Genomic DNA, 13,643 nt, shown 5'->3' with positions numbered 1-13,643 from the left:
GATAAAGGTCAAAGGCGAAAGGTAGAAATTTCGATGATTTTCTGCAGATCTAACAGCGGGCATTCTGACATCTATGCCATTCACCCAACAACAATCTGCACCCTTTGCGTTAAAATAGGTAAATATTGCATTGAATGGCTTTTCTTATATAATAAAAAACCATGCTAAAAAGGGGAATTACTTTATTGCTTACACTGCTTACCTGCCATAGTTTAAGCGCACAGCATGTATCGAAGCCTTTTCCCCAGCATACAATTTATACAAAAGGTTCCATCCTGCCCAATCACATCAATCAGCAAAACCTTGATAATAGCGTCCTTACTTTTTATTGGCAATGGAAAAGCCGATATGTAAAACAGGCTGCGGATAAAAGCCAAAGCTACATCTGGTTTGAAAGGCCGGGCAACAAACAATGCGTATCCGAGGGGCAAGGTTACGGCATGATTATAGTAGCCCTGATGGCCGGGGCCGACGCTTCTGCAAAAACAGCGTATGACGCGTTGTTCCGATATTATCAATTGCATCCGGCACGCAAAGGACAAAACCTGATGGCATGGGCGCAGGATAAAAAAGGCAATAACACCGATCATTCTTCGGCAACAGATGGTAATATGGACATCGCCTATTCATTATTACTGGCCGATAAGCAATGGGGTAGCCGTGGTAATGTTAATTATTTAAAAGCAGCTAAATTGCTGATTGCCGATATCATGAAATATGAAATTAACCGGCAGCAGTTTACCATCCTGCTTGGCAATGATGTTGAAACCGATAGCGATGATTATTTTGATACCCGCACATCAGATTTTATGCCATCGCATTTTAAAGCTTTTAAGGCCGCTACAGGCGATGTACGCTGGGATAAAGTAATTGATAACACCTATCGCCTTTTCGCCCGCCTGCAGCAAAAATACAGCCCGGATGCAGGCCTTGTGCCCGACTTTATACAGCAGGTAAACAAAAGCCCGCGTCCGGCCAGGCCTATGTACCTGGAATCGAAGTATGATGGCTGTTATAATTATAATGCCTGCCGGGTACCCTGGCGCATAGCCGCCGACTATTTGTTATATGGCGATGAAAGGGCGAAAGTAATAACCGGCAAAATTAACCGGTGGATCCGGTCGACAAGCAGCAATAATCCTGATAACATATCTGCAGGCTACACATTAGCCGGTAACGACCTGGCCACCCGCCATTTTGAAGCATTGAGCTTTATAGCGCCTTTTGCTGTTTCGGCCATGACAAACCTCAAAAACCAGCAATGGCTAAATCATACGTGGGATTACCTGCTCCATTTTAAGCTGAAAGATTATGACTATTATGATAACAGCATTAAAATGTTAAATATGATCATACTCAGCGGCAATTACTGGAAGGTTTAGCTATTTGCCTCAGGGCAAACGCATGTAAATTGGGTTAACATAACTTAACACATTTCAGGCAAAATATCATACAAGCATCTAATAATCAATAATTTATCATTTATCCATGGTTAACATTAAACTGATGTTTCATGTATACTGCCTGCCTCAATTATAAAAATTTTACCTTAATTTAAGCCATTAAACATTTGAATGAAAATTAGCGTATAAACCACGTGCTGAATATCCCTGTATAATGTTCAATAAACCCCTGTTAACATTTCTCCTGTTCTTGCTGCTCTTTCTAAACAGCAAGGTTTTTTCACAGGACATCGGTTTAAAAATGAGCCGGGTTAACAGCTCAAACAGTATCTCACAAAATTCGATATCAAGCATATTAAAAGATAGTTATGGCTTTATGTGGTTTGGTACCCAGGATGGTCTTAACAAGTTTGATGGGTATCAGTTTACCGTGTATAAACATCAGTCAAGAAACAGCAAAAGTTTACAAGCCAACAATATTTTAACTATTTGCGAAGATAAAAAAGGTAATATCTGGGTTGGTACCCGCATGGGTGGGCTTAGTAAATACGATAGGGAAAAAGATGAATTCGTAAATTTTAAAGCCGACCCTAAAAAACTGTCGGCATTAAGCAATAATAATATCATCAGTCTTTTTAATGATGCTAAAAACAACCTTTGGATAGGTACCGATAGCGGTTTAAATCTGCTTGCAAATGGCAAAAACAGCTTTAAACGCTTTATTCATAACCCCAAAGATACCAACAGCCTTAGCAGCGCGTCTGTGTATTCCATTTGCGAGGATGGTTACCACCGGTTGTGGGTTGGCACAGATAATGGCCTGAACTTATACAACGAAAAAAGAGGAAATTTTAAACGGTTTACACACAATCCTAAAAACAGCAAAAGCATCAGCAATAATTCAATAAATGCCATTGCCGAAGACGAATACCACAACGTTTGGATAGGAACAAACAATGGCCTGAACTTAGTTAACAGGAACAACCTGACATTTAACCGCTATGCTAACGAGGCCGATCGCTACAGCGCTACCGGCAATAATCCCATTTATAGTTTGTCGGCCAATAAAGCGGGAAAACTTTGGGTTGGCACCAATACTACATTACAACTGTTAAATGTTGATAAAAAAGCTTTTATACCTATAAATCAGCCGTCTCCCGAAAACGAAAATATGCCAAATGATGGCATCTACGCTCTTTTTGCCGATCAGCAACATACATTATGGATAGGCACTTCAAGTGAGGGTGTTTTAAAGTACGACAAAAATCTTAATGTTTTCCCCTCTTTTAAATCCTCACCCACTAATGCGCCATCGGCAAAAAATATCATCAGGGGTTTAGTACCCGATAGTAAGGGCAAGCTTTACTTAGCCACAGATGCAGGTTTGGTATACTTCAACCCGGCAACTGGTACCGGCATTACCTACTTCCATGATAGTTCGGCAAAAAACAGTCTGGTAAGTAACTACACCTCGTGTATTTTAATGACCAAAGCAAAGGATGCCCTATGGATAGGCACCTATAGCAATGGAGTTGACCGCTACGATCTTAAATCGAAGCTATTCAACCATTTTACAATGGGAAATAAGCCAACCGATATCAACAGCACCGCCGTTTATACTTTACTTGAGGATCGTAGCGGCAACATTTGGATGGGCACTTATCAGGGAGGCGTAAATACTTATGATGCAAAAACCAAAACAATAAAAAAATGGATTAATAACCCCAAAGATCCAAACTCGATAGCCGACAACTCGATACAAGCGCTGTACGAAAGCCATGATGGCCATATTTGGGTAGGAGGTTATTCAAACGGAATAAGTATCTATGACCCGGCCACCAGCAGGTTTTCAAGGCTGAACATTGAAAACAGCAAACTTACCAGTAATGTAATAAGTTATTTTTATGAAGATAACGAGCACATGTGGATAGGTACTATGGAAGGCGGTTTGAATTGCTATGATTTTAAAATAAAGAAAATAACTGCGTACACTGAAGATAATGGACTGATAAACAATACAGTAAATTACATAACTGCCGATAGCAAGGGATTTTTGTGGATTACTACCTTAAAGGGTATTACACGGTTTGATCCGGCTACAAAAACTTTCAGAAATTTTGGCGAACATAATGGGATCAAAAGCATGGAGTTTGGCTTGTCGAGCGGGGCCAGGCTGGCCGATGGCCGCATTGCAGTTGGCAGCATAAATGGTTTTAATATAATTGACCCGACTAAACTAAGTTTTAATAATAATGTTCCTGTTGTACGGATAACTGGCTTTAATTTATTTAACAAGCCCGCTCGCTTACCTGTATCAAACCCCGCTTTGAAACAAAACAGCTTTTCGGCCGGTCAAATCAAACTCGAGTATTTTCAGTCAGTATTCACTTTTGAATTCGCGGCACTTGATTATACAATTTCGCAGGAAAATAAATACGCCTACAAACTGGAAGGATTTGATCCCGAATGGCGATATATTGGAAATAAGCATACCGTTACTTATACCAATCTTGACCCTGGAACCTATACTTTTTTAGTTAAAGCATCCAATAACGATGGCGTATGGAACGATACTCCAACCACAGTTAAGGTAATAATTGTGCCTCCATTCTGGAAAACATGGTGGTTCCGCACAATGGCAACTATACTTATTTTGGGAGGGGTTTACATTGCGTATAAGCTAAGGGTTAATTTTTTTAATGCGAAAAAACACGAGCTCGAAAAATTAGTTGATGAGCGTACTGCACAGATAAGTAAACAAACCAGCGATTTAAAAACCTTAAACGAAGAGTTACAGGTGCAGGCCGAACAATACCAGGCTCAATCAGCAGAACTGCAATCGCAGTCGGAAGAATTAATTGACCAACGCGAAAAGGAACAAAAAGCCCGTGAAGAGGCTGAGAAGGCCAATATGGCCAAAAGTACTTTCCTGGCCACCATGAGTCATGAAATTCGTACCCCAATGAATGGTGTATTGGGCATGGCCTCGTTACTTTCAGATACGCGGTTGGATTCCGAACAAAGGGAATATACCGAAGCCATATTAAACAGCGGCGAATCGCTATTAACTGTTATTAACGATATCCTCGATTTCTCGAAAATCGAATCGGGCAACCTGCAGCTCGATCCACACAACTTTAATCTTAGAAAATGTATTGAAGATGTATTTGACTTGTTTGCATCAAAAACTGCAAGGGCCGGAATCGACCTGATTTATCAAATTGACGACGGGGTACCGCCCGATATTTTTGCCGATGGTTTGCGCTTGCGGCAAATTTTGATAAACCTGGTTGGCAACGCAATAAAATTTACCCACAAAGGCGAAGTATTTGTGTATGTAACCTCAACAGTATCTGACAACGATACTTTACAACTAATGTTAGGAATAAGAGACACCGGAATCGGAATTTCTGAAGACCAGCTTGGCAATTTATTTAAAGCATTTAACCAAATAGACTCATCAGTAACACGTAAATATGGTGGTAGCGGGCTTGGCCTGGTTATAAGTGAGCGTTTGACCAAATTAATGGGCGGTCAAATCACCGTTCAAAGTAAAAAAGGGATAGGGAGTACCTTTACCTTTAGCATTAACTGTAAAAAAGGTATTCAATTATCCCAGGCTACAACATTGCCAGATGGTAAGATAGCTGAAGGAAAAAAAATGTTGGTTGTTGATGATAATGAAACAAATTTAAGGATATTAAAAACGCTCCTCGAAAAATGGAAAATTGATGTAACAGCCGTATCCTCCGGACAAGAGGCATTATCAGTATTATCAGATACCAAGAATATCGACGTGGTTATAACCGATATGCAAATGCCCGATATGGATGGTATAACCCTGGCTAACCGTATAAAAGCATTAAGTGTTTTAAGCCCGATAATATTATTGAGCTCCATTGGCAACGACAGCAAAAAAAATTACCCACACCTGTTTACATCTGTACTTGCAAAACCAGTTAAGCAACAGCATTTTTATAACATTGTTGAAGCAGTGTTAAAAAATGAAGCAGTAGCCGGCGCCGAAAAGAAAACGAGTTTGTTATCAGAAAAGTTCGCGTTGGATTACCCCTTCAGAATGCTTGTCGCCGAAGACAACTTAATGAATCAAAAGCTCATCATCCGCGTATTAAACAAACTGGGCTACCAGCCTCATTTGGCAAATGATGGCCGGCAAGTGTTACACATGATAGCACAAGAGCACTACGAACTCATTTTAATGGATATCCAAATGCCTAATATCGACGGACTTGAAGCCACAAAGCTTATCAGGAAAAAATATGGCGCCAAACCCATTATAATTGCGCTTACCGCCAATGCGCTTAGCGAGGATAAAGACAATTGTTTTAAAGTCGGAATGGATGGATATTTATCTAAACCTATCAACATCGAACTTTTATTGGCTGTCTTGATAGACGCTTATAATAAAAACAAAAGGTAAAAGCCACTCCTGAAGCTACCTGATATTTTTTCGGATACGGCTTAACGACGTTGGCGTAACCCCTATAAATGAAGCCAGGTATTTTTGCGGAATTTTTTGCAAATATGGCGGTTTTGATAACAGCTGAAGGTAACGTTCCTCTGCCGAGTCTCTTTGCAGCGCGGTAAACCTGTCAATAAGGTTAAGTACGGCATCTTCCCAAAAGTTGCGCATCATTTCCTGCGTTTTGGGATGTGTTTGGTATAGTTTTAACAATTCGGCTTTGGGCAAGTACATCACTTCGCTATCTTCAATTGCCTGCAAAAAATACACCGAAGGTTTCTCGCTTATAAAGCTATAAATATCAATAGCCGATGAATTTTTAAAAGCAAACCAAACGGATATCTCTACATCGCCGGTAAGGTAAAACAAACGCAGACATCCCTCCTGAACAAAAACAAGATCGCTGCAAATATCGCCCTCCTTTAAAAGAAACTCATTTTTGCATACCTGTCTTTTTTTAAAACGGCCAACAATATCATCCAGTTCGGCATCTTCCAACTTTACATAGTTATTGATAAAGTTTTTTAGTTCTGTACTCATGTTCACAATAAAAGTTGGTCTAAGTTCAGCAATTCTGCTGTAGAATTAACGTTGCCTGATAAATTATTGCAGGCAAAAAGCAGATGCTATAAATCGCTACCAATTATCGTGATGATCTACCCTTAATATCCTTTTTACCAATTCCATGCTAAGCGGCTTCTTAACATATTCTTTCACTATGGCATTCCCAAGCGCACGGTCAATATCGTGCCTGAACCGTGACGAAGAGACCATAATAATTTCACTATTGCTTCCATCGCCCAACTTTAAACGGTGGTATTCGTCAAGAAACTTCCAGCCGTCCATTACCGGCATTGCAATATCTAAAAATATAAACCTGGGTAGCTTACCCGAGCTTTGTTTGATGCTTAGCAATTGTTCTATGGCTTCCTGTCCGTTTAAACAAATAGTAATTTCCGCGTCTTTGGCTGCTTTTTTAATAAGGGTTTCGGCAATAAAATTATTAACCGCATCGTCATCAATGATCAGCACATTGGTGGTTTGATTATAATTCATTCAAATACAACAAATTAAAATAAAATTGTTTTATATTTTTTCAAATTTCCGGTTCAATTGTCGCTATTTCATAATTTACCTTTTCGTGTCGCAGGGCTTCCCTTAATTTGTCGATAAAATAAATTAGGTAAATTGCCAAAAAATTGACAGATAGTTTAAAAGATAAATCGTCAGATGCGATGGAAAACAACCATTTTGATATTATCCCAAAATCAACACCAAAATTAAGGCCGCTACTCACAGTACCGGAACCATAACTTAACGTCAGTTCAACCGCAGCACCGGCATTATATTGGTATGCATAACCAATAAAAACAAAACTTACAATTTGCGGTACCTGGTTTAGGATGGATAAGCTTAGCCCCCTGCTATATTGTGCGCCCAGGAGTAATTTTCCGCAATAGATAGAGAAACTGTACAATGCGAATGCAAGTAAAAAAAGCAACGCAATCACCCAGGTAATTTGCTCTGTTTTTGATAATATCCAAAAGGTTACCAACACGCCGGCTATACCACCCACAATTTGATACCAGCCCAATAACTCAAGCCGGGTTTTGCGTTGTTTTGATATAAAATCGGGAATCATAATAAGGTTTGTTATATTTATTAAATATAGCATTTAATACTAAATTAAATGTGCCATTTGTTCCTGATACTCTTCGGCCCCCAACCTTTATTAAATATAAAAAGCATAATCAATTTATGCAATGCCGTGTTACAGGTATCATCAGCCGGTTTCAGGCCAAAGTTATTGTCAGTCAGTATTTTTGCAACGCCATTAACGATAATTTTCACGGCGCATACTGCTAAATCGCTTTTAAAATCCCGAGATATCATTAAATTTGGAGTAACCTATTGCTAATATCAACGTATACAAATTTTGTATATAAACCCGGTGCCAGGGGGCAGTTTTCTTAATTCAACACAGCATATTAACAACGTTCTATGTACAGGCCATGCCATAAGCTTAAACATATTATCAGTGCTTTACTTTTAATTTGCATTATAATACCGTTTAGCAGCTATGCTCAAAACGAGAGTCTTAAATTTTTGCATGTAGGCACTGCCGAAGGACTATCGCAAATAAACGTAAACTGCATTTTTCAGGATAGCCGGGGTTTTATGTGGATAGCTACCCGAAACGGCCTTAACAGGTATGATGGTTATCGTTTTATCACTTACCGATACGATGACAAGGACAGCAGATCATTAAGCAACAATACGATATCCGATATTGCCGAAGATAGTAGCGGCAATATGTGGCTGGCCACCCAGGGCGGCTTAAATATGTACCAGCGCTCAACCGGACATTTTATAAGGTACCTGCATGACATTAGCCGCCCAAATAGCATTAATGATAACATTATTAACCGTTTACTTTTTGATAATGGCAATTTATGGATAGCAACCCAAAACGGCGGGCTCGACCGCTATAATTTAAAAACCAATACTTTTTACCACTTTCAGCACAGTGATAAAGATGCCGGCAGTTTGAGCGAGGATAATGTACGTACTGTTTACAAAGATTCGGAAAAACGCATCTGGATAGGAACAGGCGGCGGAGGTTTAAACCTTTACAATCCTAAAACAAACAATTTTATTCATTTCCCTTATTATGACCCAGCAACAAAAACTATATTGGGTAAAATTATCCCTTGTATATTCGAAGATAAATTTCATAACCTATGGCTTGGCAGCCAGGGCGATGGCCTATTTTTGTTTGATAGTGCCCATAAAACTTTTAAACGTTTTGTGCAGGACAAAAGCCGCACAGGTGGCATTTCATCCAATACTATTTATGCCTTAAACAGCGATGCAGCAGGCAATCTGTGGGTTGGCACCGAAAACGGTGGCCTATGCGTATTAAATAACCAAACAGGCAAATTCAGCACTTACGAGCACGACGAGGTAGATAATAACAGTATTAATGGCAACTCTGTATACGGGATCTGCCGCGACCGGACGGGCAACATGTGGGTTGGCGCTTTTGGTGGGGGTATTAACCTGTCAAAAAAATCAACATCAAGCTTTACATTATACCGGCATAACAGCCACCCGCAAAGCCTTTCAAATAATTACGTACTTGATTTGGCCGAGGATAAAGATCATAAAATTTGGATTGGCACCGATGGCGGCGGCCTAAATAAGTTTGACCCGGCAACTAAAACGTTTAAGAACTATAAACAAGCAGCTGATGGAACAAACAGCATAACAGGTAACTATGTACTTACAGTTAAACCAGATTATGAAGGGAAGCTTTGGATAGGTACCTGGGGCGATGGGCTTAGTGTATATGATCCTAAAACAAATGTTTTTACCAACTACAAACATGACGATGCCAAGCCACAGGGAATTGGCGGCAACAATATTTATTACATTTTACATACCCGCGACCGGAAGACCTGGTTAGCTACCTTTAACGATGGGTTAGACTGTTACGACCACAACACCAAAATATTTACTCATTACCGTTTTAACGTAAACGATCTCAAAGGAATAAGCAGTCCAAGGCCCTATGTAATGTTTGAAGATAAAAAAGGCAACCTTTGGATTGGCACTTCCGACGGCGGTTTAGACCTTTTTAACCGCACTACAAATACTTTTACGCGCTTTGTTCATGACGAAAAAACAAACAGTATAAGCAATAATGGTGTAACCGATATTTTTGAAGACGATAAAGGCCGGCTATGGCTGGCTACCCTTTCGGGTTTCAACCTGTTTGATCCGTTGCACAACCACTTTACTACGTTTACAAAAAAAGACGGTTTACCCAGCGATATTATATACGGCATAAGGGCCGACGATACCGGTAACCTCTGGATAAGCAGTAACGGCGGGCTATCTAAGTTTAATCCCGAAAATAAAACCTTTTATAACTATACAACAGAAGATGGCTTGCAGGGCGACGAATATAAGCCTCACTCGGCCTTAAAAACAGATGATAAAACCCTTTATTTTGGCGGCATTAACGGGTTTAATTGTTTTTCGCCTGGCAAAGTATTAAAACAGGCCGGTTTTGCTCCCCTGGTTATCACGTCTTTTCAATTGTTTAACAAACCGCTTACCATTGCCACAAATGCCCAGGACCCATCGCCGTTAAAAAATGACATTACTGATACCCGCAACCTTACTTTATCCTACAAACAATCAGTGTTTTCATTTGAGTTTGCAGCACTTGATTATGCATCGGCAGATAGAAAGCAGTATGCTTATTATTTAGACGGCTTTGATAAAGAATGGAATTATATAGGCAACCATAATACAGCCTTATATACCAACCTTGGGCCTGGCACTTATCATGTACGGTTAAAATATCGTAATAGCCAGGGTTTATGGTCGCCGGTAACAACTCCGCTTCAGATAACTATTATACCACCCTTTTGGCTTACCTGGTGGTTTGATACGCTTGCCGTTATAGCATTTGCGGGCGCCATTTATGCCTTTTTCAGGTACAGAACGCATACAATAAGGCAACAAAAAGAATACCTTGAAATGCAGGTAAAGGAACGTACTGAAAGCATTACACAACTTACTATAGAAGAAAGAAGATCGCGCGAAGCGGCAGAGAAGGCCCGGGAGGAGGCAGAAAACGCCAACAAAGCCAAAAGTATCTTTTTAGCTACCATGAGCCATGAAATTCGTACCCCCATGAACGGTGTGATAGGCATGGCAACCTTACTGGCCAATACCGACCTTACCACGGAGCAGGCCGAATACACCGAAACTATTAAACACTCGGGCGACGCCCTGTTGACAGTAATTAACGACATCCTCGATTTCTCTAAAATCGAATCGGGCAACATGGAGCTGGAAGAGCATGACTTTAACATCAGAGATTGCGTGGAAAGCGTACTCGACCTTTTTGCCGATAAAGCGTCGAAATTAAACATCGACCTTATTTACCAGATAGCGCCCGGCGTACCAGAGCATATCATTGCCGATTCGATGCGCCTGAGGCAAGTATTGATAAACCTGGTAGGCAACGCAATTAAGTTTACCACCGAAGGCGAAATATTCATTGATGTAGAAAGGCTTTCGGGAGACGACGAGGATTTTAACTTGTCATTCACTGTCCGCGATACGGGCATCGGGATATCTGAAGATAAATTGTCGCGCCTTTTTAAAGCCTTTTCGCAGGTAGATTCAAGTACAACACGCAAGTACGGCGGTACCGGGCTTGGGTTGGTTATCAGCGAAAAACTGATTCACTTGATGGGCGGCCAGATTAAAGTAAGCAGCCAGGTTGCACATGGCACCACATTTAGCTTTAACATAAAAACCAGGGTGGGCATAAAAACCAATTCAAGCAATTTTAACCTGGATACCGCCAACCTTGAAAATAAGCAGGTATTGGTGGTGGATGACAATGCCACCAATCGCAATATTATGGAAAACCAGCTAAAGCATTGGAAATTTGTTCCTGTAATAGCCAGCTCCGGCGATGAGGCTTTAGCCATTTTAGAGGCCAACAATCAAATTGAACTTGTTATTACAGATATGCACATGCCGCAGATGGATGGCGCCCAACTGGCACGCAAAATAAAGGCAGCCCACCCCTCTCTGCCGCTGATTTTACTAAGCTCTATTGATAAACAAACCAAACGCGAGTTTGACCTGTTTAATGTAATATTAACCAAACCGGCCAAGCACAATATATTGCTTAAACACATTATCGATCAGCTTAAAAGTGATAAAGCTGTCGCCGCCGATCAAAAACCTGCAAAGGATGGCCTGTCAAGAGAATTGGCTATTAAATACCCCTTAAATATTTTGATAGCCGAAGACAATGCGATAAACCAAAAGGTAGCCAAACAGATACTCAATAAAATGGGCTATCAGCCCGATATTGCAGTAAACGGCCGGGAAGCTGTTGACGCGGTAGCAGCCAGGCCGTACGACGTTATCCTGATGGACATCCAGATGCCCGAAATGGACGGGCTGGAAGCTACCCGCCACATCAGGAAAAACATGGCCATACAGCCTATTATTATAGCCATGACGGCCAATGCGATGGTAGAAGACAAGGAAGCCTGCCTGCAAGCCGGCATGAACGATTACCTGAGCAAACCCATGAAGCTTGCCGAAATTATTGGTATGCTGGAAAAGTATGGAAAACTGGTGAATGCAGGAGGATAAACTTCACCTCATTTTTTTTCTTAGTATTTATTCCTCGATTCGTGGTAAAAAAGTTTTACCTTTTGTCTCATATTGAGTTACATCTAAAACTCTATAAATCAATATAAAACAAACCATTATGGCTTTACCCAATATCTTTTCGCAGCCCGTCGCTGATGGTATTATCGAAAGGATTAACACCCTTACCCCAGCCACCACTCCACAATGGGGTAAAATGAATGTATCGCAAATGCTTGCGCATTGCTGTGTATCGTACGAAATGGTTTACGAGCAGGAAAAACACCCCAAACCTAATGGCTTTATGAAGCTGATCCTGAAGTTGCTGGTAAAAAATAAGGTGGTAAGCGAAGTACCCTACAAACATAATGGGCCTACCGCCCCGGCCTTTATCATCACCACCGAAAGAGATTTTGAGACCGAAAAAGCAAGGCTGATTGGGTATATCCAAAAAACACAGCAACTGGGCGAAAAGGAGTTCGACGGAAAAATGTCACATTCATTTGGGCCGCTAAAGGTTGAGGAATGGAATAATATGTTTTATAAACATGTAAACCATCACTTAACCCAGTTTGGGAGTTAAGTAAAAAACGATAAAGCACTAATGTTTAACCCCATAAGGAGAAACAGAAATATAGGCACCTCAAAACAAGGGTATGGAAGTAACAATAAATTAAAAATCCCATATCCATGCTCAGTATCAAAAAGTTTTTTTGAACGGCTGGATATCTATACCAAAGTGACCAGGTTAATAAATGGGCACGAATTTATTTTTGTGGTTGAGGCAACAAGAGAACCCTGCAGACACGCTTGCTCTATAATCGACATAGAAAAAATCATTGAGCATATTCCTGTTTTTGATTATGGGAAATTAAAGCTGATTATTCTGAGGCAACCCAAAAGAAAAGAAGAAATAATTTCGCCTGTATGGGGCAGGCTAATTTATTCGTATGAATTTGAGGGCGACTATCATCCAGCTATAATAATTGAAGCAGCTAATTACGAAAAAAAAATAACCTGGAGTAAGAGTTTAACCGCTGATGACCGACAGGAACTCGATCGTCTAAAAGCTGATGGCCACCTGTTTTTAGAAGGCAAAACAAACTACACAGCTATCTTAGATATAGTTAATGTTAGAACCACCCAATTGTACCGCACCCTGCCACATGAATTTGGACATTACGTACATTATTTGGAAATAGTTGAACGCCCCGGAAACGATGAGGAAGATTACGAAGAATGGGGCAAACGCGATGACGTGTATCACAAAATCTCGAAAAACCAGAAAGAAAGCTACGCACATAGGTACGCAGATAAACTATTAAAAAAGCTTACAGCCGAAAAAATAGCACCATTTGATCTGCGGCCCTATCATCCGTCTACCCAAACCCCGTCCCTTTAATTAAAAAGGGACGGAATTATACTCAACCTGGTGGGCTTCCCAAAGCGCCGGTACTTCCAGTTGTAATAAACCAAATCAATTTACTACAGTCATACCTTTAAGTTTAACAACCAAGGCAACCTACCTATATTGTAAAACGTATTTTACATACCTGCCTGTAATAAAC

General features: G+C 40.5%; 8 protein-coding genes. 5 read left to right on the top strand and 3 right to left on the bottom strand.

From position 1 onward, the window contains the following. Positions 1 to 161 precede the first annotated feature (161 nt). Together PQ469_RS08550 and PQ469_RS08545 are read left to right on the top strand one after the other, a co-directional pair. On the top strand, positions 162 to 1,382 hold the full coding sequence (locus PQ469_RS08550; RefSeq protein ID WP_274212579.1) for a family 8 glycosyl hydrolase: 1,221 nt from the start codon (positions 162 to 164) through the stop codon (positions 1,380 to 1,382). 322 nt (positions 1,383 to 1,704) lie between these two features. After that, positions 1,705 to 5,844, top strand: coding sequence for a hybrid sensor histidine kinase/response regulator (locus tag PQ469_RS08545; protein WP_274212578.1), 4,140 nt, complete (start codon positions 1,705 to 1,707; stop codon positions 5,842 to 5,844). A gap of 15 nt (positions 5,845 to 5,859) precedes the next feature. Here the strand turns inward: PQ469_RS08545 and PQ469_RS08540 are convergent, their stop codons facing one another. From PQ469_RS08540 to PQ469_RS08530, 3 genes are all read right to left on the bottom strand, one after another. After that, a complete protein-coding gene (locus PQ469_RS08540; RefSeq protein ID WP_274212577.1) occupies positions 5,860 to 6,426 on the bottom strand; it encodes a Crp/Fnr family transcriptional regulator in 567 nt (188 codons plus the stop codon). 96 nt (positions 6,427 to 6,522) lie between these two features. Further along, positions 6,523 to 6,942, bottom strand: coding sequence for a response regulator (locus tag PQ469_RS08535; protein ID WP_090649184.1), 420 nt, complete (start codon positions 6,940 to 6,942; stop codon positions 6,523 to 6,525). A 40-nt stretch (positions 6,943 to 6,982) separates the two neighbouring features. After that, positions 6,983 to 7,528 (bottom strand): hypothetical protein, encoded by a 546-nt coding sequence (locus PQ469_RS08530; protein ID WP_274212576.1) that lies wholly within the window; start codon positions 7,526 to 7,528, stop codon positions 6,983 to 6,985. A gap of 359 nt (positions 7,529 to 7,887) precedes the next feature. On the opposite strand from PQ469_RS08530, the gene PQ469_RS08525 reads away from it, so the two are divergent. The 3 genes from PQ469_RS08525 (at position 7,888) to PQ469_RS08515 (ending at position 13,477) form a co-directional block, all read left to right on the top strand. Next, entirely contained in the window at positions 7,888 to 12,078 is a 4,191-nt protein-coding gene (locus PQ469_RS08525; RefSeq protein WP_274212575.1) for a hybrid sensor histidine kinase/response regulator, read from the top strand. Positions 12,079 to 12,196: 118 nt separating this feature from the next. Continuing rightward, positions 12,197 to 12,658, top strand: coding sequence for a DUF1569 domain-containing protein (locus PQ469_RS08520; protein WP_274212574.1), 462 nt, complete (start codon positions 12,197 to 12,199; stop codon positions 12,656 to 12,658). A 156-nt stretch (positions 12,659 to 12,814) separates the two neighbouring features. Then, positions 12,815 to 13,477, top strand: a complete 663-nt coding sequence (locus tag PQ469_RS08515) for a hypothetical protein (protein ID WP_274212573.1) — start codon at positions 12,815 to 12,817, stop codon at positions 13,475 to 13,477. Positions 13,478 to 13,643 lie beyond the last annotated feature (166 nt).

It is taken from the genome of Mucilaginibacter sp. KACC 22773 (genome assembly GCF_028736215.1).
Classification (GTDB): domain Bacteria; phylum Bacteroidota; class Bacteroidia; order Sphingobacteriales; family Sphingobacteriaceae; genus Mucilaginibacter.
The sequence above is the reverse complement of the archived record's forward strand: the minus strand, read 5'-3'. Positions and strand labels throughout refer to the sequence as shown.